This window comes from Winogradskyella ursingii, assembly GCF_013403975.1.
In the GTDB taxonomy this organism is placed as follows: domain Bacteria; phylum Bacteroidota; class Bacteroidia; order Flavobacteriales; family Flavobacteriaceae; genus Winogradskyella; species Winogradskyella ursingii.
In genome coordinates this window covers 36,425-59,556 of sequence record NZ_JABFDH010000006.1, presented here as the reverse complement: position 1 = coordinate 59,556, position 23,132 = coordinate 36,425, and the positions used below count along the sequence as shown (strand labels likewise).

At 35.0% G+C, this 23,132-nt stretch carries 26 protein-coding genes; 24 read left to right on the top strand and 2 right to left on the bottom strand.

Annotation, left to right across the window (positions count from 1 at the left end; translation table 11 throughout):
- The first annotated feature begins 33 nt into the window (after positions 1 to 33).
- Together HM983_RS14630 and HM983_RS14625 are read left to right on the top strand one after the other, a co-directional pair.
- Positions 34 to 2,550, top strand: a complete 2,517-nt coding sequence (locus HM983_RS14630) for a PIG-L family deacetylase (protein ID WP_179346486.1) — start codon at positions 34 to 36, stop codon at positions 2,548 to 2,550.
- Between the two features lie 149 nt (positions 2,551 to 2,699).
- Entirely contained in the window at positions 2,700 to 4,505 is a 1,806-nt protein-coding gene (locus HM983_RS14625; RefSeq protein ID WP_246277527.1) for a sodium:solute symporter, read from the top strand.
- Positions 4,506 to 4,613: 108 nt separating this feature from the next.
- Here HM983_RS14625 and HM983_RS14620 read toward each other — a convergent pair whose 3' ends face one another.
- A complete protein-coding gene (locus tag HM983_RS14620) occupies positions 4,614 to 5,459 on the bottom strand; it encodes a DUF2911 domain-containing protein (protein WP_179346485.1) in 846 nt (281 codons plus the stop codon).
- Positions 5,460 to 5,618: 159 nt separating this feature from the next.
- Here HM983_RS14620 and HM983_RS14615 point away from each other — a divergent pair, with 159 nt between their 5' ends.
- From HM983_RS14615 to HM983_RS14510, 22 genes are all read left to right on the top strand, one after another.
- Positions 5,619 to 5,951 (top strand): ArsR/SmtB family transcription factor, encoded by a 333-nt coding sequence (locus HM983_RS14615; RefSeq protein ID WP_179346484.1) that lies wholly within the window; start codon positions 5,619 to 5,621, stop codon positions 5,949 to 5,951.
- Between the two features lie 12 nt (positions 5,952 to 5,963).
- Entirely contained in the window at positions 5,964 to 6,431 is a 468-nt protein-coding gene (locus HM983_RS14610; RefSeq protein WP_179346483.1) for a DUF6428 family protein, read from the top strand.
- A gap of 18 nt (positions 6,432 to 6,449) precedes the next feature.
- A complete protein-coding gene (locus HM983_RS14605; RefSeq protein WP_179346482.1) occupies positions 6,450 to 7,061 on the top strand; it encodes an arsenate-mycothiol transferase ArsC in 612 nt (203 codons plus the stop codon).
- Between the two features lie 37 nt (positions 7,062 to 7,098).
- A complete protein-coding gene (locus HM983_RS14600) occupies positions 7,099 to 7,755 on the top strand; it encodes an MIP/aquaporin family protein (RefSeq protein WP_179346481.1) in 657 nt (218 codons plus the stop codon).
- A gap of 102 nt (positions 7,756 to 7,857) precedes the next feature.
- Positions 7,858 to 8,514, top strand: coding sequence for a TetR family transcriptional regulator C-terminal domain-containing protein (locus HM983_RS14595; RefSeq protein WP_179346480.1), 657 nt, complete (start codon positions 7,858 to 7,860; stop codon positions 8,512 to 8,514).
- A gap of 1 nt (position 8,515) precedes the next feature.
- Positions 8,516 to 9,826 (top strand): ABC1 kinase family protein, encoded by a 1,311-nt coding sequence (locus tag HM983_RS14590; RefSeq protein ID WP_179346479.1) that lies wholly within the window; start codon positions 8,516 to 8,518, stop codon positions 9,824 to 9,826.
- Positions 9,827 to 10,468 carry a flavin reductase family protein gene (locus tag HM983_RS14585; protein WP_179346478.1) on the top strand — a complete coding sequence of 214 codons (642 nt, stop codon included), beginning with the start codon at positions 9,827 to 9,829 and terminating at the stop codon, positions 10,466 to 10,468. It begins immediately after the preceding gene.
- On the top strand, positions 10,465 to 11,886 hold the full coding sequence (locus tag HM983_RS14580; protein WP_179346477.1) for an SDR family oxidoreductase: 1,422 nt from the start codon (positions 10,465 to 10,467) through the stop codon (positions 11,884 to 11,886). The genes HM983_RS14585 and HM983_RS14580 overlap by 4 nt, the downstream gene beginning before the upstream one ends.
- A gap of 148 nt (positions 11,887 to 12,034) precedes the next feature.
- Positions 12,035 to 12,178 carry a DUF2256 domain-containing protein gene (locus tag HM983_RS14575; protein WP_179346668.1) on the top strand — a complete coding sequence of 48 codons (144 nt, stop codon included), beginning with the start codon at positions 12,035 to 12,037 and terminating at the stop codon, positions 12,176 to 12,178.
- Positions 12,157 to 13,458, top strand: a complete 1,302-nt coding sequence (locus HM983_RS14570) for a DASH family cryptochrome (RefSeq protein WP_179346476.1) — start codon at positions 12,157 to 12,159, stop codon at positions 13,456 to 13,458. The genes HM983_RS14575 and HM983_RS14570 overlap by 22 nt, the downstream gene beginning before the upstream one ends.
- Positions 13,459 to 13,673: 215 nt before the next feature.
- Positions 13,674 to 15,155, top strand: coding sequence for a cryptochrome/photolyase family protein (locus tag HM983_RS14565; RefSeq protein WP_179346475.1), 1,482 nt, complete (start codon positions 13,674 to 13,676; stop codon positions 15,153 to 15,155).
- Positions 15,148 to 16,641, top strand: coding sequence for a cryptochrome/deoxyribodipyrimidine photo-lyase family protein (locus tag HM983_RS14560; protein WP_179346474.1), 1,494 nt, complete (start codon positions 15,148 to 15,150; stop codon positions 16,639 to 16,641). Before HM983_RS14565 ends, HM983_RS14560 begins: the two co-directional genes overlap by 8 nt.
- A gap of 160 nt (positions 16,642 to 16,801) precedes the next feature.
- Positions 16,802 to 17,230, top strand: a complete 429-nt coding sequence (locus tag HM983_RS14555) for a hypothetical protein (RefSeq protein ID WP_179346473.1) — start codon at positions 16,802 to 16,804, stop codon at positions 17,228 to 17,230.
- Positions 17,230 to 17,505, top strand: a complete 276-nt coding sequence (locus HM983_RS14550; protein ID WP_179346472.1) for a TIGR03643 family protein — start codon at positions 17,230 to 17,232, stop codon at positions 17,503 to 17,505. Before HM983_RS14555 ends, HM983_RS14550 begins: the two co-directional genes overlap by 1 nt.
- Positions 17,506 to 17,560: 55 nt before the next feature.
- The gene (gene folE / locus HM983_RS14545) at positions 17,561 to 18,253 is read left to right on the top strand and encodes a GTP cyclohydrolase I FolE (RefSeq protein ID WP_179346471.1); all 693 of its coding nucleotides are present in this window, start codon (positions 17,561 to 17,563) and stop codon (positions 18,251 to 18,253) included.
- 3 nt (positions 18,254 to 18,256) lie between these two features.
- The gene (locus tag HM983_RS14540) at positions 18,257 to 18,475 is read left to right on the top strand and encodes a hypothetical protein (protein WP_179346470.1); all 219 of its coding nucleotides are present in this window, start codon (positions 18,257 to 18,259) and stop codon (positions 18,473 to 18,475) included.
- Positions 18,476 to 18,493: 18 nt separating this feature from the next.
- Positions 18,494 to 19,177 carry an SDR family NAD(P)-dependent oxidoreductase gene (locus HM983_RS14535; protein WP_179346469.1) on the top strand — a complete coding sequence of 228 codons (684 nt, stop codon included), beginning with the start codon at positions 18,494 to 18,496 and terminating at the stop codon, positions 19,175 to 19,177.
- Positions 19,178 to 19,180: 3 nt separating this feature from the next.
- Positions 19,181 to 19,723, top strand: a complete 543-nt coding sequence (locus HM983_RS14530) for a glutathione peroxidase (protein WP_179346468.1) — start codon at positions 19,181 to 19,183, stop codon at positions 19,721 to 19,723.
- A gap of 4 nt (positions 19,724 to 19,727) precedes the next feature.
- Positions 19,728 to 19,898 carry a Lacal_2735 family protein gene (locus HM983_RS14525; RefSeq protein WP_179346467.1) on the top strand — a complete coding sequence of 57 codons (171 nt, stop codon included), beginning with the start codon at positions 19,728 to 19,730 and terminating at the stop codon, positions 19,896 to 19,898.
- A gap of 1 nt (position 19,899) precedes the next feature.
- Positions 19,900 to 20,364 carry a TspO/MBR family protein gene (locus HM983_RS14520; protein ID WP_179346466.1) on the top strand — a complete coding sequence of 155 codons (465 nt, stop codon included), beginning with the start codon at positions 19,900 to 19,902 and terminating at the stop codon, positions 20,362 to 20,364.
- A 2-nt stretch (positions 20,365 to 20,366) separates the two neighbouring features.
- On the top strand, positions 20,367 to 20,828 hold the full coding sequence (locus HM983_RS14515; protein ID WP_179346465.1) for an SRPBCC family protein: 462 nt from the start codon (positions 20,367 to 20,369) through the stop codon (positions 20,826 to 20,828).
- A gap of 139 nt (positions 20,829 to 20,967) precedes the next feature.
- The gene (locus HM983_RS14510) at positions 20,968 to 22,272 is read left to right on the top strand and encodes a cryptochrome/photolyase family protein (RefSeq protein WP_179346464.1); all 1,305 of its coding nucleotides are present in this window, start codon (positions 20,968 to 20,970) and stop codon (positions 22,270 to 22,272) included.
- A 79-nt stretch (positions 22,273 to 22,351) separates the two neighbouring features.
- On the opposite strand, the gene HM983_RS14505 is transcribed toward HM983_RS14510, so the two are convergent.
- Positions 22,352 to 23,044: a TVP38/TMEM64 family protein gene (locus tag HM983_RS14505; protein WP_179346463.1), complete on the bottom strand. Its 693-nt coding sequence runs from the start codon at positions 23,042 to 23,044 to the stop codon at positions 22,352 to 22,354.
- Positions 23,045 to 23,132 lie beyond the last annotated feature (88 nt).

Here is a 23,132-nt window from a genome sequence, read left to right as displayed (position 1 = left end):
ATATATTTGAAACGCAACAAACTACATACTGCTATGCACAAATTAAGACTTTGTCTTCTGCTTTTCTTAAGCACCATAATTAACTTACAAGCCCAACAACCCAAAACATATAGTTCTTCAGAAATTCACAATGCCATTCAAAAACTCAATGTTTTAGGCTCGGTACTTTATATCGCGGCACATCCTGACGATGAAAATACGAGATTGATTTCTTATATGTCTAACGAAGTAAAGGCACGTACAGCTTATTTATCGTTAACACGCGGAGATGGCGGCCAAAACCTAATTGGTCCAGAAATCAGAGAACTTTTGGGAGTCATCAGAACACAAGAATTGTTGGCAGCAAGACGAATCGATGGTGGTGAACAACGTTTCACAAGAGCCAACGATTTTGGTTACTCTAAACATCCAGACGAAACTTTGGAAATTTGGAATAAAAATGAAGTGCTCTCTGATGTGGTTTGGGCAATCCGAGAATTTAAACCAGATGTTATTATTAATAGGTTCAATCACAGAACTCCCGGATCAACTCACGGACATCATACAAGTTCTGCAATGTTAAGTTTTGAAGCTTTTGATTTGTCAAATGATGCTTCAAAATTTACTTCTCAATTAAAGTTTACCGAAACTTGGCAACCCAAACGTCTTTATTTTAATACATCTTCATGGTTTTACAGAAATCAAGAAGATTTTGATAGAGACAAAGAAAAACTCACTGTTTTCGATATTGGCGAATACTATCCAAGTAAAGGGTTATCCAATAACGAAATTGCCTCCATTGCAAGCAGCCAACATTTAAGTCAAGGATTTGGACGCTTATCAAGTCGTGGCTCGCAAGATGAATATCTTGAATTTTTAAAAGGTGATCAACCTGAAAACAAAACAAATGTATTTGATGGTATCGATACATCGTGGAATAGAATAAAAGGAGGTAATGCTATTGGAGAAATTTTGATGCAAGTTGAAAACAACTTTAATTTTAGAAACCCATCCTCACATTTACCTCAACTATTAGAAGCTTACAAATTGCTTCAAAATATTGAGAATCAGCATTGGAAAACTATAAAGACCAAAGACCTCAAAACAATAATCCAAGCCTGTGCTGGCCTGTACTTAGAGGTTTCTGCGTCTTCTCCTACTGCTTCGCCCAATTCTACCATAGAATTGAATCTCGAAATATTAAATCGAAGCAACTCGGATATAAAACTGGTCTCCTATCAACTTTCTACCATGAATGAGGATATCTCAAAAAACATGGAAATGGCCGCTAATCAGAGTTTGGATTTTAAAGAAAATATGAGAATTCCATCTGATATTAATTATACAACACCATATTGGCTCAATAAAAATAGTACGCTTGGTATGTACAGCGTATCAAACCAAGAATTGATAGGTTTACCTGAAACTCCTAGAGCTGTATCTGTGCTTTTCAATTTAAGTATACAAGAGGTACCAATTACATTCTCTAAACCTATAATTTACCGCTACTCCAAACCCGATAAAGGGGAATTATACAGACCTTTTGAAATCATTCCTCAAGTTTCAGCAAGTATCAAAAACAAGGTATTCATTTTCGAAAACGATCAACAAAAAGATATTGAAGTAATTGTAAAAGCTGGTAAAAATAATATTGATGGCTATGTACAAATGGCATATCCAAATGGTTGGAGCTTTTATCCAGAAAAGCAAAAAGTAGAAATTGCTAACAAGGGAGATGAGCAAACGGTCGTATTCACAGTGATTCCTCCAAAAAACCAAAGTGAAGGCTTAATTACACCCATGGTGAATATTGATGGTGAATTTTTCACAGATGAATTGATAGAAATCGATTACCCACATATTCCATTTCAAACCGTATTGATGCCAAGTGAAAGTAAAGTCGTAAGACTAAATATCGAAAAACGAGGTAATAATATTGGTTACATAGAAGGTGCAGGAGATGTAGTGCCAGAAAGTTTGCAACAGATTGGCTATAACGTTACTGTGATTCCTCCAGAAGCGATTTCACCTGAAAATCTTTCAAATTTTGATGCTATTGTTGTTGGTATTCGTGCCTACAATATTGTGGATGAGTTAAAATTCAAACAAAAATATCTATTGGATTACGTAAAGGATGGTGGTAATTTAGTCATTCAATACAATACGAGCAGAGGTATTAAGGTAGATGATTTAGCACCTTATAAATTAAATTTATCGCGAGATAGAGTCACTGACGAAAATGCGACAGTTCGTATTTTAAACCCTGAACATCCAATTCTTAACTACCCAAATAAGATCACAATTCAGGATTTTGACGGTTGGGTACAAGAACGTGGTTTGTACTTTCCAGATGAGTGGTCGGAAGAATTTACACCACTACTTGCATTCAACGATAAAGGAGAAACTTCAAAAGAAGGTAGTCTTTTGGTTGCAAAATATGGTAAAGGCAATTATATTTACACAGGTTTAAGTTTTTTTAGGGAATTTCCTGCGGGAGTTTCAGGCGCATATAGACTGTTTGCCAATTTACTTTCTGCTGGTAAAAATGACCCATCCAAACTTAAAAACTAATAGCAACAACCTAACTAAATTGATTAATATGCACAACCCTAACCAAACACAGCCAAAAGAAAAATGGAGTAAAAGGTACACGCTAGTACTTGTAGCAAATGCACTTTATATCGTTTTATTTTACTTTTTAACACAGTCTTTCGCATAGCATGACACCAACTCTGGCACCCATAGATTGGGCAGTTCTCATAGCCACCTTGCTTATTATTGTTGGTTATGGCACTTGGAAAACCAGAGGAAGCAAAAACGTCCAGGATTATGTACGTGGTGGCAACACCTCACAATGGTGGACCATCGGATTGTCAGTCATGGCAACCCAAGCAAGTGCGATCACATTTCTATCTACCACAGGTCAGGCATTTTCTGATGGAATGGGGTTTGTTCAATTTTATTTTGGACTACCAATTGCCATGGTCATCATTTGCCTGGTATTTATTCCGCTCTATCACAGACTTAAAGTTTACACTGCTTACGAATTTCTCGAAAACCGGTTCGATTTAAAAACAAGAAGTCTTACCGCAATCCTATTTTTAATTCAGCGTGGTTTGGCTGCAGGTATCACCATTTTTGCACCTGCCATAATTCTATCCGTTGTTTTGGGCTGGAATATCGTGACGCTTAATATAATTATTGGAACCCTTGTAATTATCTATACTGTATCGGGTGGAACTAAAGCCGTAACAGTGACCCAAAAACAGCAAATGTTCGTGATTTTTGCAGGTATGTTGGCAGCACTATTTATTGTCATAGACCTCATACCAAAAGAAGTTTCATTTGTAGATGCTATTGATATCGCAGGAGCAACTGGAAAAATGCAGGTATTAGATTTTTCTTTTGATTTAGAAAACAGATACACCGTGTGGACTGGTCTTATTGGCGGTACATTTTTAATGCTCTCATATTTTGGAACAGATCAAAGTCAGGTGCAACGTTACCTTTCCGGAAGGTCCATGAAAGAAATGCAAATGGGTTTGATGTTCAATGGTTTGCTAAAAGTACCTATGCAATTCTTTATATTGCTCGTTGGTGTTATGGTGTTTGTCTTTTACCAGTTTAATCCTGCTCCGCTTAATTTTATAGATAAATCCACTGAAACCGTTCTGAATTCTGAATATGGTGATGAGTACAGGTCACTTCAGGAGAAGCAAAATGTCCTTTTTACTGAAAAACAAGAACTCAGTTTGAAGCTTTCCACAGATGAAGGTGAACGTACAAGAATTCAACTTTCAAAACTAGATAGTATTGAAAAAAACTATCGACTCGAATCAAAATTTTTAATCAAAAAAGCAATTGATTCGGAATATGCAAATGAATACACACGACTTCAAAATGAATTGGAAGGTCTAAGAGCAAATCCTGTAAGTGATGCATTTATCAACAAAAAAGATGAACTCAATAATCTTTACAAAGATTCAGCAAAGGACACGCAGACCAACGATAGAGATTATATGTTCATTCGTTTTATACTCAATCATTTACCTGTTGGGTTAATAGGGCTATTGTTGGCGGTAATCTTATCTGCTGCCATGTCTTCCACAGCTTCTGAAATCAATGCCTTAGCAACGATTACCTCAATTGATTTATACCAACGCAATCAGAAGGAGGATTTGGGAGAAGAGCATACCGTAAAAATGACTAAATGGTTTACACTACTTTGGGGAATTATAGCGATTACTATTGCTTGTTTTGCTGATTTGGCCGAAAATTTAATTCAGCTTGTAAACATAATCGGTTCTATTTTCTACGGAAATGTCTTAGGCATTTTTCTGTTGGCATTTTTCTTTAAATACATAAAAGGTAATGCTGTTTTTGTAGGTGCGCTAATTACTCAAGCTATCGTAATTATTGGCTGGTGGTTCGATTGGATGCCGTATTTATGGCTGAATCTTTTTGGATGTGTGCTTGTGATTTTGATTGCTAATGTGTTGGAGTTTATTAAACCATCAAAAAAGTAAAATTAGAGCGTTCTCGTAATTACTTTTACAAATAAAAAAACGCAACCCTTTCAAGTTGCGTTCAGTATAAATTCTAATGTCTAAAAATTATAGTCTAATGACTGGTTTTTACATAGCTCCCCATTCCTTTAAGGAATCCTTATTCATTTTTACATAGTCAGCATTACCAGCAGCTTCGGCTTTTTCCAAAGACTTTTTAGCTGTTGCTATTGCCATTTTTTTGTCTCCCATTTTAGCATACAACAAAGACTGTTGTCTCAATTGCCAAAAAGCAGGATCTTTAGACATTTCCATTGCTTTATCCATCCACATTTTTGCCTTATCCAAATCCTTGTCTGCATTCATATAATATACTGCAGACGCATAATAATCATTAGCAGAAGGTCCAGACATTGTTCTTTCAATAGCAGTCGTCACCGCCTTATCAGTTGGTACGTCGATTTTTACAGCAGCATAAGTATCTGCCCACATAAAACCTAAATGCGCAGAATCATTGGTTAAATCATCAAAGCTAATCGTCCATGTTTCAACATTTGCAGGTATTTGCATGGTTTCAACCGTAGCCTTAGCAGCCACTTTTGAATCATCCCAATTTTGAGGTGTTCCCCAATTTTCGGTATCGGAATAAAACACAACATCCCATGAGTTTTCTGATGGCGTAATAAAAATGGAATAAGATCCTGCTTTCAACTCTTGTCCTGCAATTGTTACAGGATTACTGAAAGTTACGATTGTATTTTTGTTTGCTCCTGCTCTCCAAACTTTACCATAAGGCACTAAGTTGCCAAAAACCTCACGTCCTCTCATACTCGGTCTTGAGTATTCTAAGGTTACATCAGTTAATCCAACCTTTTGCTCAACCTTTGTAAAAGGACTTGGCGCAGGTGTTTCAATTTGTGCATTGACCGAAAACATTAAAGTTACGGCAAATACAAATAGTACTAATTTCTTCATCGTTGTTAGTGTTAAGTGTTTGTTTTAATGTAGTACAAAGTTAAGGCTTAGTGCAAATTGTTAATGTTAATTAAACCTTAAATACCAACTTAATCCAACCAACCATTGTTTATCTTCTTTATTAATCGTAATATTGCAATATAATAATATAACGATATTATGGGACTCACTAAGACCGAAATATTTTCAGAGCAACAAAACCAGATTTCGAACATTGCCAAAGCCTTTGGGCATCCTGCACGAGTTGCTATTCTTCAGCATTTGTTTAAAATCAACTCCTGTATTTGTGGTGATTTAGTTGAGGAAATAGGTTTGGCTCAACCTACAATCTCACAGCATTTAAAAGAGCTAAAAAAAATAGGTCTTATAAAAGGAAATATTGAAGGAACCAGTATTTGCTATTGTATAGACCGAGAGAATTGGGTTAAAATGAAAACTGTTTTATCGGTTTTTTTAGACCAAGATTTAAATGAAAAAGCTAATTGTTGTTAAAAATTATAAATTATGAGACTTTCAGAAATTAAGACAATACTTAAAAAGCTTGAAACTATAGCTTTTGAGTTACCAAACGGAAATTTAGTACCAAAACACTTTCATGTAACAGAAGTTGGAGAAGTAACTAAAAATTTTATTGACTGTGGCGGAACGCTAAGAAATGAAAAAGTTGTAAACTTTCAGCTATGGAATGCAGATGATTATGACCATAGATTACACCCTGAAAAACTATTGAACATCATTGAGCTCTCCGAAAAGGTTTTAAACATCGGTGATTTAGAAATCGAAGTGGAGTATCAAAGTGACACCATTGGTAAATTTGGTTTAGATTTTAATGGTACAAACTTTCTTTTAACCTCAAAACAAACAGATTGTTTAGCTAAAGAAAATTGTGGCATCCCAGAAACCAAGCCAAAATTAAAATTAGCTGATTTATCAGAAGAGCCTTGTTGTTCTTCGGACGGAAATTGTTGTTAATAGATAAAAACACTAATAATGATATACGACCGAATCAAGGAACAAATAGATCGATTAGATACTAGCTCTATTTCAGATGAGAGAAAAACGGTTTTACAACCACTAGCAAACTTTATTCAGGAGAAGTTAAACCATAAAAAAAATGTAAATCTCAATTTCATTTGTACACACAATTCTCGTCGAAGCCATTTGTCTCAGGTGTGGGCACAGGCTATGGCATCGTACTTCAATATTAAAAACGTGAACTGCTTTTCTGGCGGAACTGAGGCCACTGCCCTATTTCCTGTAGCTGGAGAAACATTGAGGAATTCTGGGTTTAAAGTTGAAAAACTTTCAGAAGAAAATAATCCAGTTTACAGTATTAAATATGCTGATAACAGTCATCCTATTATTGGTTTTTCAAAAACCTACGATGATAACTTTAATCCCGTTTCTGGTTTTGCAGCCATAATGACCTGCTCAAGCGCAGATGCTGGTTGCCCATTTATTGCTGGTGCAGAAAAACGAATTCCTATCACTTATGATGATCCAAAAGCATTTGATAATACACCTCAGCAAAAGGAAAAGTATAACGAGCGAAGTCTTCAGATTGCTACGGAACTTAAATATGTTTTTTCAGAAATAGTCTAACATTTTTATGAGATTACCGCTTTCGCGGCAAAAAAATATGAAACGAAAATTACTAGCAGAATTAATTGGCACATTCACAATGGTATTTTGCGGTTGTGGAGCAATGACCGTCGATGAAGTCACAGGAGGAAGTATAACACACGTTGGTGTTGCTATTACTTGGGGACTTGTGGTCATGGCAATGATTTTTGCTTTTGGCGAGATTTCTGGTGCACATTTTAATCCTGCAGTAACTATTGGCTTTGCTTACGCCAAAAAGTTTGAATGGAAACACGTTCCAAAATTTATATCGGCACAAATCATTGGTGCATTTTTGGCAATTGCAGTGCTTTGGATGTTATTTCCCGAAAGCCAAAGTTACGGCCACACTTATGCAGCCAATGGTTTTGAGCAATACCAAGCGTTTATTATGGAATTCTTTCTCACCTTCTTTTTAATGATAACCATTATCAACGTTTCAACAGGAAGCAAGGAGATTGGTACAATGGCAGCTATTGCAGTTGGTGGAGTAATTTTACTCGAAGCGATGTTTGCCGGCCCAATGACCAAAGCGTCAATGAATCCTGCGAGGTCTATTGCACCTGCAGTTATTTCAGGCAATCTTTCTGACTTATGGCTATATATTATTTCGCCAATCTTAGGTGCACTGTTTGCAATTGTCTGCTATAAAGGACTTGGAAAAAACAAGATTTAAGAATAGGCTTCGATTATTTCATTTTACGACTTGTTAAATATTGTTTAAGGTTTTTAGTAATTCATTAAACAATACGTATCTTTATTGTCTAATTAAATAATAATGGCAAAAAAGAAAACAATTAAGCAATCTGATATTATAGATGCGTATATGGATCATGTTCTCATGCATGACCATAAGCCAAAATCAGTTTATGCTTTTGCAAAAGATAACAACTTTGACGAACAGAAGTTTTATGAATTTTTCGCTTCGTTTGAAGCTCTGGAGCAATCAATTTTCAAAATATTCTTTGAGAATGCACAAACAGCTTTAGAAAAGAGTGATGATTACAAAAACTTTGATACTCGCAATAAATTACTCAGCTTCTATTTCACATTTTTTGAAATTCTAACTGCAAACAGAAGCTATGTTGTTCATGCCATTGATAATGATAAAAACCAATTGAAATCATTAAAAAAACTTTCAAAATTAAAAAAGCATTTTACCAATTACATTGAGTTTTTAGACATAAAATCGATTGATTTAAAACAAGAACAACTCGAAAAAATACAGAATAGAAGCATAAAAGAATCCATGTGGCTTCAGCTATTATTAACAATAAAATTTTGGCTGGATGACACCTCGGCTTCATTTGAAAAAACAGATATTTATATCGAAAAATCAGTTAACTCGAGTTTCGATTTAATGGATACTACGCCACTACAAAGTCTTATCGATTTTGGAAAATTCATTTATAAGGAAAAAATCCAGACGCGATAATATGAAAACCATTGATAAAATTCCGATTACGAAAATCTCAAGAGCAACAAAGCTCGTATCAACCGGTGCAAAGGTTGGCGTGAACTATCTAAAATATTATGGTGATAAAATGACGAAATCTGAAGCTGATGCCAAAGATCGTCTCAATCAAAATAATGCCGAAGATATTTATGACGGCCTAAAAACACTTAAAGGAAGTGCACTTAAAGTCGCTCAAATGTTGAGTATGGAAAAAAGCATTTTGCCTCAGGCTTATGTTGAAAAATTTTCATTATCTCAATTTTCAGTGCCACCACTGTCGCCTCCGTTGGTCATAAAAACATTAAAAAAATACTTTGGGAAACATCCCGAAGAACTATTTGATACTTTCAACGCAACTTCAGTAAATGCTGCCAGTATTGGCCAAGTCCATACGGCAGAAAAAAATGGGAAGAAATATGCTGTGAAAATCCAATATCCTGGAGTTGCGGAGAGTATTGCTAGTGATTTGGCTTTAGTTAAACCCATAGCCATTAAAATGTTTAATATTAAAGGAAAGGATTCCGATAAGTATTTTAAGGAAGTTGAAAATAAATTGGTTGAGGAAACCAATTATATTTTAGAATTAGAGCAAAGTCAAACTGTGGTTGATGCCTGCAAACATATTCCTAACCTAAAATTTCCTAATTATTATAAAGAATATTCATCTGAACGTATTATTACGATGGATTACATGAAAGGCGAACACCTTTCAGAGTTTACAAAATACAATACCGATAAAGAAAAAGCCAATAAACTTGGTCAGGCACTTTGGGATTTTTACATGTTCCAAATTCATAAATTGAAGAAAGTCCATGCAGACCCACATCCTGGTAACTTTCTGATTTCGGATGAAGGTGATTTAATTGCATTGGATTTTGGTTGCATGAAAACCATTCCCGAAGATTTTTACGTGCCCTATTTTGAATTAGCAGACAAGAAAAGCATCGAAAATCCAGAGTTCTTCACTCAGAAATTATACGAGCTTGAAATTTTAAGACCAGATGATTCTGAAGATGAAATTAAATTCTTTAGTGAAATGTTTCATGAATTGTTAACTCTCTTCACACAGCCTTTTCATTCAGAAACGTTTGATTTTTCGGATGCTGAATTTTTCAACAAAATTTCTGAAATGGGTCAGAAATATTCAAAAAATACCGAATTGCGAAATATGAACGGTAATAGAGGTTCAAAACACTTTATTTATATCAACCGAACCTTCTTCGGACTATATAACTTAATGTTTGACTTAAAGGCTGAAAATGTCAAGATCAATAATTTTAATACATTGTAAATGGTACAATTTAATTCAGAAGATTTTGAAAAAATGCATCATTTATACCGCATCAATTTAATTAATAGTTGTTCGGGATTTAAGTCCGCAAATCTTATTGGCACAAAGAGCAAGGATGGCATTACCAACGTAGCTGTATTCAGTTCTGTAACACACATGGGATCCAACCCAGCTTTATTGGGCTTTTTTTTAAGACCAACAACAGTGATGCGAAATACGTATCATAATATAAAATCTTCTGGGTATTACACCTTAAATCATATTCATAAAGACATTTTACAAGATGCACATCACACATCTGCAAAGTATGCAGGCACAGTTTCAGAATTTGATGCCACAAATTTAGAAGAGGAATATAAAGTTGATTTTGATTCACCATTTGTAAAAGGTTGCCCAATTCAATTGGCAATGGAATATGTTGAGGAATATCCAATTAAAGCCAATAATACCATCTTGATTGTTGGAAAAATTAAACAACTATTTATACAAGATAATCTTTTAGAAAAAGACGGTTTTATTGACCTGTCAAAAGCGAATGTAGCGACGATAAACGGTTTGGATGGTTATGCCATTCCAACGTTAGAAAAGCGAATGGAATACCAAAGACCAAAACAGGGATTTGAAAAGCGCGTTGACTCATGAAAATTTTACTCACTGGCACCACAGGTTACATAGCTAAACGCTTGGCCCTTCAATTGATTGAAGATGGTCATGAATTAGTATGTTGTGTCCGAGATTTGGAACGTATTCCTGATGAAATTGAGGATGATGCGCAGTGCACGTTCATTAAAGTAGATTTTCTAGAACCGGAAAAAGCAGAAATCCCAAATGATATTGAAGCTGCTTACTATCTCATTCATAGCATGGCAACATCATCGAGCAATTTTGAAAAGCTTGAGAAAGAATGTGCCAAAAATTTTAAATCATTAGTTGAAAAAACCAACTGCAAACAGGTCATATATCTTAGTGGAATAGTAAACGACGATTCGCTTTCAAAACATTTAAAATCAAGACTTCAAGTTGAAAAAACCTTGAAATCCAATAGTTATGCATTAACCGTTTTCAGAGCCGGAATAATAGTTGGTAGCGGAAGTGCCTCATTCGAAATTATAAGGGATTTGGTTGAAAAATTACCAATTATGATTACGCCGCGTTGGCTCAATACCAAAACGCAACCATTGGCCGTGAGGGATGTGCTCAAATTTCTTTCGGGTGGATTGGAAAAAGAAGAATTATACAATAAAGCCTTTGATATTTTTGGTCCAGAAATTTTGACGTACAAAGAAATGCTTTTGCAGTTTGCAGATGTTCGAGGTTTAAAACGATATATTATTACACTTCCCGTTTTAACACCAAAATTATCATCTTATTGGTTATATTTTGTTACATCAACATCCTTTCAATTAGCCTCAGCTTTGGTGGATAGTATGAAGGTTGAAGTGATTGGCAAAAACAGCGACATCAATGATCTTATCGGTATTGAACCCGTAGATTACAGAACAGCAGTTGAACTGGCATTCCAGAAAATAGAACAGAACGCCGTCGTTTCCAGTTGGAAGGATGCCGTAAGTAGCGGCAGATTTAAAAGTCAATTGTCTAAACATATTGAATTACCGCAATTTGGTTGTTATAAAGATGTGCGTCACAGAACTGTTACCGACGAGCAATTTACGTTAGATAAAATTTGGAGTATTGGCGGTCGCAACGGTTGGTATAGTTTTAATAAACTTTGGAAAATAAGAGGCTATATGGATAAGCTTTTTGGAGGAGTCGGTTTGCGACGTGGAAGAACTCATGACACATACCTAGAGGCTGGCGACCCATTGGACTTTTGGCGTGTGCTTTTTGCCGATAAAAAAGAAAAAAGGCTATTATTATTTGCCGAGATGCGCTTACCTGGTGAAGCATGGTTGGAATTTAAAATTGTGAAGGACAAGCTCTATCAACGCGCTGTATTTAGACCAAGAGGACTTTGGGGAAGATTGTATTGGTATTCAGTTTTACCGTTCCACGCCTTTGTTTTTAATGGGATGATTAATGCATTAGTTGAAAAAGATTGATTTTCATAGAACAGACCTAGCAGGTTTGAAAAACCTAGCAGGTCTCAAAAATGAAGTTTGTTATTACAACGAGGTTGGTTAAGGTGCATTCCAGAGATAAAGTCTCTCGACTTCCCTCGAAATGACAGTTAAATAAATGACACGAAAAATGCCCAATGGAATTAAAAAACGAAACCTACCTCAAAAAATTTGTCCAATCTGCGACCGACCATTCACATGGCGAAAAAAATGGGAAAAGGATTGGGACAACGTAAAATTTTGTAGTGAAAAATGCAGGAGACAAAAAATTTAATATGGTTTAGAAATGATTTAAGGACAGGTGATAATGCTGTTTTAAAAAGTGCCTGTGAAAACGCTGAAAAAGTCATAGCTATCTATTGTTTTGACCCGAGACATTTTGAACAAGACCGTTTCGGATTTAAAAAAACCGAAAAATTCAGGGCAAAATTTTTAATTCAAACGATTGAAGTCTTAAAAAAGCAACTATTAAATCTGAATATAGATTTATTGGTATACTCTGAAAAACCGGAAACTATAATTCCGAAAGTTTGTTCCGAATTTAATATCAATTCAATCTACCTTCAAAAGGAATGGACCAAAGAAGAAGTTGATGTTGAAAATGCAGTAAAATCCAGTTGTGATGAATCTGTTGAATTTCACTCACATTATAATCAGTTTCTATTTCATCCTGAAGATATTGACATTACGTTTGAAAAGATACCACAAGTATTTACCAATTTTAGAAAGAAGGTTGAAAAATATTCTAAAGTCAGAAATGAGGTTGAAATCGAAAAACAACCTGAAACTAATAGCATAGAGAACAACACCAAAATTCCAACGCTGAAAGATTTAGGATTCAAAGATTTTGAAACACATCCACATTCCGCTTTTCCTTTTAAAGGTGGCGAAACTGAAGGTCTTGATCGGCTGAATCATTATTTTTTTGAGACTAAAAAATTAGGGTACTATAAGAAAACCAGAAATGGATTAGTTGGTACGGATTACAGTTCCAAATTTTCACCGTGGTTAGCAAACGGAAGTTTATCACCACGAACAATTTATTGGAAAGTTAAGGAGTTTGAGGAAAAACATTATAGCAACCAATCTACCTATTGGCTCATTTTTGAACTGATTTGGCGCGATTATTTTAAATATATCTCGCTTAAGCACGGCAATCAAATATTTAAGCTTGAAGGTATATTAGAAAAAAATTACGATTGGGATTCAAGCAAATCTAAAATCCAAAAATGGATTGATGGCGAAACACAATCAGATTTTGTAAATGCCAATATGTTGGAATTTAAACATACAGGTTGGATGAGTAACAGAGGGAGACAAAACGTAGCTTCCTATTTCGCCAAAGATTTAAAATTGGATTGGCGCATTGGTGCCGCCTATTTTGAATCGCTATTATTGGATTACGACGTGCACAGCAATTACGGCAATTGGATGTACGTGGCTGGAGTTGGCAATGACCCGAGGGACAGGAAATTCAATGTGAAGTCTCAGGCTGAGCGGTATGATGAAAATGGTGAGTTTCGTAAGCTTTGGTTGCAGCCTAGTTTGTTTTGAATCCACACATCACATCCAGTGATTTTGATCCCGAAAGCTTTCGGGAGTAAAATTGTATCGAGATGCATATTTAGTTCTCGATACATTTCGACAAAAAGTCGAAACACTCGAACTGACGAAACATTCTACCTAATTTTTTACCTCGAGCGTTGTCGAGAGGCTTTATAGAATATATTGGGTCTCGACTACGCTCGATCTGAAAGCAATAATAAGAAATGAAAGAAATAACACTAATATTCCCACATCAACTCTTCAAGGACACTCCAGTCCTAGAAATCGACTGTGATATTTATCTAATTGAGGAATTTTTATTTTTCAAGCATTACAAATTCCACAAGCAGAAAATAGTATTTCACAGAGCAACAATGAAGTGCTATGCTGATTATCTAGAATCAAAAGGTAAAACTGTAAATTATATTGAAGCCATTTCAGATGAATATGATGTTCGGCAATTAATTCCAAAATTGATCGACGATGGTATCAAAAAACTTCACATCACCGATCCAACAGATAATTGGCTTGAAAAGCATATCAATTCAGCTTCAAAAGATATCGAAATAGAATGGTACGAAAGTCCGCTTTTTATAAACACAAAAGAAGAACTTAAATCGTTTTTCAAACCAAAGAAAAAGAAGTTTTTTCAAACATCATTTTATAAAGCCGAAAGAAAAAATCGAGATATTTTAATGGTTGGCGGCGAACCCGAAGGTGGTAAATGGACCTACGACAGCGAAAACCGAAAAAAATATCCAAAAGATAAAACACCACCAAGTATTCAGTTTCCAGACAAAACAAAATATCACGAAGAGGCCGAAAACTATGTGAATGAAAATTTTGATAACCATTATGGCGAGTTGTCCGATTTCGTCCTGTTCCCTATTGATTATAAGTCGGCCGAAGTTTGGTTTCAACAATTTCTGGAATTCAGATTTCACGAGTTTGGCGCATACGAGGATGCGATTGTAAAAGAAGAACATTTCTTAAATCACAGTATGCTTTCGCCTTTAATCAATGTTGGGCTTCTAAAGCCGATGAGCATCATTGGAACTGCTATTGATTACGCAAAGGATAATGGCGTACCTATTAATTCAACAGAAGGTTTTGTTCGGCAAATATTAGGTTGGCGCGAATTTATTAGAGGTGTTTACGAAATAAAAGGCACTGAAGAACGTACCAAGAATTTTTGGGATTTCAGCAGAAAGATTCCAAAATCGTTCTATGATGGTTCAACGGGAATTCAGCCCGTGGACGATGTCATAAAAAAAGTGAATAAAACTGCGTATGCACATCACATTGAACGTTTAATGATTTTGGGCAATTTTATGGTGCTTTGTGAATTTGACCCTGACGAGGTGTACCAATGGTTTATGGAATTATTTATTGATGCGTACGATTGGGTGATGGTACCCAATGTTTATGGAATGAGTTTGTTTGCAGATGGCGGATTAATGAGTACAAAACCCTACATAAGCAGCAGTAATTACATTCTTAAAATGAGCAATTATTCATCTAAAGGTGATTGGCAAGACACTTGGGATGGTTTGTTCTGGACTTTTATGGACAAGCATCGTAATTTCTTTTCAGGGAATCCAAGATTGGGAATGCTTTTGGGAAATTTGGATAGAATGAAAAAAGAAACGTTAGAATCGCATTTTGAAAATGCAGAAAAATTTCTGAGGAATTTAGATAATGAATAACGATAGAGAACATATCAACGTAGTATGGTTAAAACGCGATTTAAGACTTCAGGATAACGAAGCTATTTCTGTTGCGTTAAATTCTAAAAAACCTGTGCTTATACTATACGTTTTTGAACATTTATTGTTGAATGATACGCACTACAGTGAACGCCATTTTAACTTTATAAAAGAGTCTTTAAGAGACTTGAACCAACAACTTGAAACTTACGACACCAAAGTACTTACAGTAACTAGTGACATCTCAAGTTCCTTTAATCAAATTCAGGAATTTTATAGAATTGATACTGTTTTTTCTCATGTTGAAACGGGATTACTAGTCACATACAACCGTGATAAAGAATTTACACGTTACTGCCGTAACAACTTTATTAATTGGAAAGAAAGTAAAAATAATGGTGTTGAACGTGGCTTGGTCAACAGAGACAATTGGTTTGAACAATGGGAAGGTTATATGAATGCTGATCAAGAAGTTTTTGAGCCCAAAGAAACCCAACTTCTCAGTATCGCTGAAATTGAAGAACTTGAAAATGTTGTCACAGTAACCGATTTGTGTACACCTTCAGAATCTAAATTTCAAAAAGGCGGAAGCACTACAGGTTGGAAATACGCCAATTCATTTTTTAATGGAAGATATGAAGACTATATGGACAATATCTCAAAACCTGAAGCTTCGCGCAGTACATGCAGTCGATTATCGCCATACATAGCTTGGGGAAACTTGTCCATTAGACAAGTGTATCAAAAAGCAAAGGCTTTACAAACTTCAAAGAACACTAAAAATCATATTTCAGCATTTATATCTAGGTTGCGATGGCAGGCCCATTTTATTCAAAAGTTTGAAATGGAGCACATCATGGAAAAAGCCAGCGTGAATAAGGGATACAGAAAATTGAAAAAAAACATTTCTGAAGACTATCAAAAAGCATGGCGCGAAGGACAAACTGGTTTTCCGTTAGTCGATGCCAGCATGCGTTGTTTAGTTGAAACAGGATACGTGAATTTTAGGATGCGTGCTATGCTGGCATCGTTCTTTACTCATATTTTATGGCAGCCTTGGCAGGCAGCTACAACTCATTTATCACAGCAATTTTTAGATTTTGAACCCGGAATCCACTATCCGCAGTTGCAAATGCAGGCTGGGGAAACGGGAATTAATAATATTAGAATTTATAATCCTACAACGAATAGCATCAAACATGATCCGGATGCCGAATTCATTAAAAAATGGGTACCCGAACTGGCCAGATTAGATACACCTTTTATCCATGAGCCTTATCTAGTTACAGAAATGGAAGAAACACTTTATGATTTTAAATTGGGAGAGGATTATCCTTTTCCAATTGTTGACATCAAGGATAATAGAAAGCGCGCCAGTGACATTTTATGGAATATGCAAAAAGATCCGGAAGTTGTACGTGAAAGTTATAGACTTCTCAAACGACATACTTTAAAGGACCGAAATAAGATGCTCAATAGAGAGTAGCCATACTTAGATATGCTTTGGTCATTTGAGCTAATTATTAATTCCATATCGTCAATGATAAAAATGATATAGCTCTAGTTTTCAAACTGTACTAATTAACTGTTAATTTTTGTTTAACGTTACTAATAAAACATTAAACATTTTGTAACTTTGACTAGTTATGATATTGAACACAACACATCACCACCCTGAACATAAAAAAATCATTGCCGACTTAATTGGCAATCCTTTTAGTTTGGTACAAAAATTGAAACTTGGTGGAATAGGTTCTAAACGGATGATTATCGACGAAGTAAGCCCAAATATGCAGTCTATAATGAACTTAGTTTCAGACCTCAATTATGGCAATATTGAAATGCGTCCAAAAGGCATTTTGGTAATGATCAATAAAGGATTAAAAAACTTTACATGGATTATACCTTATTATCAACTTGTCATTTACAAAACAAATGGGTCCAGTATACATGCTCAAGGACGGTTTGTTCATTTTAGAAATAACACCACTTTAAAGGAAAATAAAAGGTTTTTTGATAAACTTTTGGATCAAAAGGTAAAATACGATCAGGAATATTCAAGTCTACCAACATAATGAGTAAATTATCTGTAAGAGACATCGATAGGGTTATCGAAATGGCGTGGGAAGATAGAACACCATTTGAAGCGATAAACTTTCAATTCAATTTAAATGAGCAGGAAGTGATTGAACTTATGCGACGCGAAATGAAGAACAGCAGTTTTAGGATGTGGAGAAAGCGTGTGCAAGGTAGAGCGACAAAGCATCTAAAAAAAAGAACGTTTGACAAAGGCAGATTTAAGTGTTCGCGTCAAAGAACAATAACAAACAACTCTATTTCAAAACGTTAACTCGTGCTTTGATTTAAGCTTGGAGTACTTAAAGACAGCACATTAAAAAGATTCCATGAATACAGAAACAATTTCCAAAACCAATTCTAATAAGCTAAATGGCTTTACAACAGATGATATTGGTAACGACCATTTATTTACAGGTTTAGAAACACCAATGAGGGCCAATGCCTTTGCAATGTCCAACAAAGAGAAAAAAGAGAGAATTTCAATTCTTTTTTCAGAAATAATGGATGTAATGGGACTAGACCTAACTGATGATTCCCTCAAAGGTACACCAGACCGTGTAGCCAAAATGTATATAGAAGAAATATTTTCTGGCTTAGATCCAGAGAATAAACCAAAAATTGCATTATTCGACAATAAATATCAGTACAATCAGATGTTGGTTGAAAAGAACATAACGTTTTATTCTAATTGCGAGCATCATTTTGTACCTATCATAGGCAAGGCTCATATTGCATATAAATCCTCTGGAAAAGTGATTGGACTTTCAAAATTAAATCGAATTGTTCAGTATTACGCTAAACGGCCTCAGGTACAAGAGCGTTTGACGAATCAAATCGCCCAAGAGCTTAAAACCGTATTAGAAACAGAAGATGTTGCGGTAATAATAGACGCGAAACATTTGTGTGTTTCTTCACGAGGCGTGAAAGATGACACATCAGCAACTGTGACAACTTATTACGGTGGAGAATTTAATACCACAGCAAAAATTTCAGAATTACAGAATTATATAAACCATTAAACCATGGAAACAACAATAGAAAAAGCAAAGGAGTTTGAGAACAGAAAATTCAAATTTAAAACAACTAGCGATCGTATTGTAGCGGCTAGAGAAGCTAAAGATTTAATCTTAGGGGTAAATGAAGTTTACAAAAAGAAAAAGGACCAGAAATTAATGGACCTAATGAAACGTCTTACCGTAATTAAACAAAAAATAGAAAAGCGCTTAAAAGGACGTCCATAAAAATTTTAAACAACCAACATGAAAACCATAATAGTTATTGGAGGAAGCAAAGGTATCGGCAAGGCAATTGTCTCTGCCCTACTTCCTTCAAACAAAGTAATTAACATTAGTAGAAGTTCTCCAGAAAAGAATCACGAGAATTTAACCCATCATGAGTGCGATGTCACAAAGGATGTTCTGCCAGATATTGATGCAGCAGATGGTTTGGTTTACTGCCCAGGAAGCATTAACCTAAAACCTATTGCAAGATTGAGCATAGATGATTTTAAAAATGATTTTGAAATCAATGTGTTAGGTGCTGTTAGAGCAGTTCAGAAATATTTGGATATCCTTAAAAAAGGTGATCAACCATCTATTTTAATGTTTAGTACAGTAGCATCAAAATTAGGAATGCCATTTCATGCAAGTGTTGCTGCTTCTAAATCTGCAATTGAAGGGTTAACTAAATCATTAGGCGCAGAATTGGCTCCTACGGTTCGTGTTAATGCTATTGCACCAACGGTAACAAATACAGAGTTGGCTTCAAAGTTATTGAGAAACGATAAGATGGTTGAAAAAATGAATGATAGACATCCTCTAAAAAAGCATCTTCAGCCAGAAGAAGTGGCCGAAATGGCAACATTTTTATTGTCGGATAAAGCCGCGTCACTTTCAGGACAAATTTTTGAAATGGATTGTGGAATTGTGAGTTTTAAGTTATAACTTATGAATCCTTTCAAAACATTTATAGGCACATTGGCAGCAACAGATAAAGATATAGTTAACGAATCACGTAAATCGATATACGATATCCATATAAATAAACTTAATGGTGAGCCGCTTACATTAGGCCACTTTTGGGGAAAATATATTTTGTTTGTTAATGTAGCGTCTAAATGCGGTTATACTCCTCAATATAGAGAACTGCAAGAACTGTATGAAAAACATAAGGACAAATTAGAAATCATTGCAGTACCATGTAATCAGTTTGGTAAACAAGAGCCTGGAACGAACTACGAAATACAGGAATTTTGTGAGACAAATTTCAATATCTCATTCACAATTACAGAAAAAGTAAAGGTAAAGGGAGTTGACCAACATCCATTATACGAGTGGTTAACAAAAAAATCCATAAACGGAAAGAAAAATTCTACAGTAAAATGGAATTTTCAAAAATACCTAGTGGATCCCGATGGTGAATTTGTCGATTATTACTATTCTATTACTAAGCCTATGAGCTCTAGAATTATCTCCCATTTAAAATCATAATATAATGTTTGGATTTTTTAAGAAAACATCTGAAGTTGAAAGACTGCAAAAGAAACATGAGCAACTATTAGCAGATTGGCACAGACTTTCTAGTTCAAATCGAGCAGAAAGTGATAAAAAGTATGCTGAAGCAGAAGAAATTGCCATTAAAATAGAGCAATTAAAAAACAAATAAATTGAAGAAAATATACCTTTTTATATTATTCTTGGTTATCAATTTTGGTGGATTGGCTATTGGAAACTTGTTCATGGGAGATGCTGTCAATGGACAATGGTATTCTAGTTTAAACAAAGCTCCATGGACACCACCAAGTTGGGTTTTTGGCACGAGCTGGTCTTTGATTATGGTTTGCTTTTCGCTTTACCTTTCTTACCTATTCTCTATCCGTAATTCTAAATTTGTGTTGGCCGTTTATGTTTTGGCATTTGTTCTTAATGTGAGTTGGAATTATTTATTCTTCAATCAACACTTCATTAATTGGGCACTTATAAATATCATATGTCTCACACTTATAATTCTTTATTTATTTATAAGTTTTGGTGATGACAAGCTCAGTAAAATGAAATATTTGTTACTGCCCTATCTCATTTGGCTTTGTATAGCCATTTCGTTAAATGCTTATATCGCCTATTACAATTAAATATGAAAATATATACACTACGTAAAAAACAAAAATTGCCTATTTCAGTTGAAAGCGCATGGGAATTTCTATCAAGCCCGTCGAATTTAAAAGAAATAACGCCAGATTATATGGGTTTTAATATCCTTTCAGGGGCAGATAGGCCAATGTTCCCTGGTCAGATCATTCAATATATAGTGACACCGGTTTTAGGTATAAAAACCAAATGGGTCACTGAAATAACCCATGTTAAAAACAACGAATATTTTGTGGATGAGCAGCGATTTGGCCCGTATTCGCTTTGGCACCATAAACATTTTATTAAAGCAATTGATGGTGGTGTAGAAATGGAAGATATTATAGACTACAAACTACCTATGGGTTTTCTTGGGCAAATCGTACATCCGTTTTTAGTAAAACCAAAACTGGAAGAAATTTTTAATTACAGAACTCAAAAGCTTGAAGCGCTATTTGGCAAATATTAATGACTAATACTTGTCATTTCGTGTGGTTTTTTAAGGTACGATAAAAATTCTATCGAGAAGTTTTCAATAATTCTCGATGCTAATTCAAGTTTCACAATTTTTGAAACCTCTCGAATTGACATCATAATTAAATAAAAATATGAGCAAAAAAATAAATGTATTCTGGTTCAGAAGAGATCTTAGATTAGACGATAATGTAGGTTTTTACGAAGCTCTTAAGGGAGAACATCCAGTTTTACCAATTTTTATTTTTGATTCTGAAATTTTAGATGAATTGCCTGAAGACGACGCACGTGTTACGTTTATATTTAACACGCTTCAAAAGATGCGACAAACACTACAGGATGAGCAAGACAGTAGCATAGCCATGTATCACGGTAAACCAATTGATATTTATAAAAATTTAGTTAAAGATCACGATATTGATACAGTTTTCACCAACCATGATTATGAGCCTTATGCCAGAGAACGCGACAAAGAAATAAAAGAGTTTCTGGAGAATAACGATATTGAATTCAAAACGTATAAAGACCAAGTCATTTTCGAAAAAAGCGAAGTGGTTAAACAAGACGGTGATCCATACGTAGTTTACACACCATATATGAAAACTTGGAAAGAAAAATTCAAGGAATTCGATTTAAAAATATACTATACCAACGATTATCTCGAGAACTTAGTTGAAAACACACGGCTGCCAAATCTAAGTCTTTCAGATATTGGATTTAAAAAATCATCACAAGAGATTAAAGATTACGAAGTGACACCAACCCTAATCCAGGAATATGAAGACAAAAGAAATTTTCCGGCTAAGGAAGCTACCTCAAGACTTGGGCCTCATTTACGTTTCGGTACTGTAAGCATTAGAAAAATGATAAAAAAGGCCATTGCCGAAAAGAATGAAATCTTTTGGCAGGAATTAATCTGGAGAGAATTTTTTATGCAAGTTCTATGGCACAATCCAAAAACAAAAGATGAATCCTTCAAATCCAAATATGACAGAATTGAATGGAGAAACAATGAAGATGAATTCGAAAAATGGAAAAACGGAAAAACGGGCTACCCTCTTGTTGATGCAGGAATGCGACAACTAAATGAAAGTGGTTTTATGCACAACCGTGTACGTATGTTGGTTGGCAGTTTTCTGTGCAAACATTTATTGATAGACTGGCGCTGGGGCGAAGCCTATTTTGCCGAAAAATTACACGATTATGAAATGGCAAGTAACGTTGGTAATTGGCAATGGGTCGCTGGTTCTGGAGTTGATGCTGCACCATATTTTAGAATATTTAATCCAACCACCCAAATTGATAAGTTCGATAAAGATAAAAAGTACATTAAAAAATGGGTCGAGGAATATGAAACAGAAGATTATCCTGAAAAAATGGTAGATCATAAAGAAGCAAGAGAACGCTGTTTAAAAACGTATAAATCCGCATTGAATTAATCCAAAAATTAATCTATTAAATATCGATGCTGTATTTATAACTCGAACTTTGACGTTTTAAATATAAGTTAGAATACATTTATTTTTTCTTCTTGTCCCAATACACATAAATGCCAAAAATAAGTAAGCTAACGAGCGAGCCATAGAGCAATCCGGTTTTTAAGTTTTCTGTACTTTCGCCTGCAAATGCGATGAAAATGGTAAGCGGCAAAATACCTATAAGTGTGGCACCAATGAATCTCCAATAACCCATTTTTAAGATTCCACCAACAAAACTAATGGCATCATTCGATAAAAACGGATTTAAACGTGTAACAACCACAGCCCAAAACCCATAATTTTTAATAAAACGTTCAATTCTATTTTCAGTTTTTTTCCCTATAAGTTTGAGAACAAAAGTCTGTCCGAAGTATTGTCCAATCATATATCCAACACTTGAAGCTGCATATACAGCGGCTATTATTATTAGGCTTCCCCAAATTGGTCCATAAGCTAAAATGGATACTACCATGAGAAGCACTGTTGGGATGATTAACAAAAACATTTGAGCAATCATTGCCAATACTAATACTACAGGCCCAAACCAACCAAAACCATCAACCCAATTTTTTATTTTTTGCTCATCGTCGCTGCTTAGAACATCCCAAGCGTTATCTAAAAATTGCTGAACATTGGGAATGAGATAATAGGAAGCAAAAATACCAGCAATTATGAATATAGAGATATATAGAGGCCACTTGCTTTTAGAAATTTCGCTATTGTTTTCGTTCATAATTATTTAATAACAACTTCATTAGATGCAGCTGTACCGTTACTTGCTTCATTAGTAATTTACAATTTTCCGCAGTTGCTAAATGTTC

Coding starts and splice junctions, on each gene's coding strand:
- HM983_RS14630 (WP_179346486.1), top strand. CDS start 34: ATGCACAAATTAAGACTTTGTCTTCTGCTTTTCTTAAGCACCATAATT.
- HM983_RS14625 (WP_246277527.1), top strand. CDS start 2,700: ATGACACCAACTCTGGCACCCATAGATTGGGCAGTTCTCATAGCCACC.
- HM983_RS14620 (WP_179346485.1), bottom strand. CDS start 5,459: ATGAAGAAATTAGTACTATTTGTATTTGCCGTAACTTTAATGTTTTCG.
- HM983_RS14615 (WP_179346484.1), top strand. CDS start 5,619: ATGGGACTCACTAAGACCGAAATATTTTCAGAGCAACAAAACCAGATT.
- HM983_RS14610 (WP_179346483.1), top strand. CDS start 5,964: ATGAGACTTTCAGAAATTAAGACAATACTTAAAAAGCTTGAAACTATA.
- HM983_RS14605 (WP_179346482.1), top strand. CDS start 6,450: ATGATATACGACCGAATCAAGGAACAAATAGATCGATTAGATACTAGC.
- HM983_RS14600 (WP_179346481.1), top strand. CDS start 7,099: ATGAAACGAAAATTACTAGCAGAATTAATTGGCACATTCACAATGGTA.
- HM983_RS14595 (WP_179346480.1), top strand. CDS start 7,858: ATGGCAAAAAAGAAAACAATTAAGCAATCTGATATTATAGATGCGTAT.
- HM983_RS14590 (WP_179346479.1), top strand. CDS start 8,516: ATGAAAACCATTGATAAAATTCCGATTACGAAAATCTCAAGAGCAACA.
- HM983_RS14585 (WP_179346478.1), top strand. CDS start 9,827: ATGGTACAATTTAATTCAGAAGATTTTGAAAAAATGCATCATTTATAC.
- HM983_RS14580 (WP_179346477.1), top strand. CDS start 10,465: ATGAAAATTTTACTCACTGGCACCACAGGTTACATAGCTAAACGCTTG.
- HM983_RS14575 (WP_179346668.1), top strand. CDS start 12,035: ATGCCCAATGGAATTAAAAAACGAAACCTACCTCAAAAAATTTGTCCA.
- HM983_RS14570 (WP_179346476.1), top strand. CDS start 12,157: ATGCAGGAGACAAAAAATTTAATATGGTTTAGAAATGATTTAAGGACA.
- HM983_RS14565 (WP_179346475.1), top strand. CDS start 13,674: ATGAAAGAAATAACACTAATATTCCCACATCAACTCTTCAAGGACACT.
- HM983_RS14560 (WP_179346474.1), top strand. CDS start 15,148: ATGAATAACGATAGAGAACATATCAACGTAGTATGGTTAAAACGCGAT.
- HM983_RS14555 (WP_179346473.1), top strand. CDS start 16,802: ATGATATTGAACACAACACATCACCACCCTGAACATAAAAAAATCATT.
- HM983_RS14550 (WP_179346472.1), top strand. CDS start 17,230: ATGAGTAAATTATCTGTAAGAGACATCGATAGGGTTATCGAAATGGCG.
- folE (WP_179346471.1), top strand. CDS start 17,561: ATGAATACAGAAACAATTTCCAAAACCAATTCTAATAAGCTAAATGGC.
- HM983_RS14540 (WP_179346470.1), top strand. CDS start 18,257: ATGGAAACAACAATAGAAAAAGCAAAGGAGTTTGAGAACAGAAAATTC.
- HM983_RS14535 (WP_179346469.1), top strand. CDS start 18,494: ATGAAAACCATAATAGTTATTGGAGGAAGCAAAGGTATCGGCAAGGCA.
- HM983_RS14530 (WP_179346468.1), top strand. CDS start 19,181: ATGAATCCTTTCAAAACATTTATAGGCACATTGGCAGCAACAGATAAA.
- HM983_RS14525 (WP_179346467.1), top strand. CDS start 19,728: ATGTTTGGATTTTTTAAGAAAACATCTGAAGTTGAAAGACTGCAAAAG.
- HM983_RS14515 (WP_179346465.1), top strand. CDS start 20,367: ATGAAAATATATACACTACGTAAAAAACAAAAATTGCCTATTTCAGTT.
- HM983_RS14510 (WP_179346464.1), top strand. CDS start 20,968: ATGAGCAAAAAAATAAATGTATTCTGGTTCAGAAGAGATCTTAGATTA.
- HM983_RS14505 (WP_179346463.1), bottom strand. CDS start 23,044: ATGAACGAAAACAATAGCGAAATTTCTAAAAGCAAGTGGCCTCTATAT.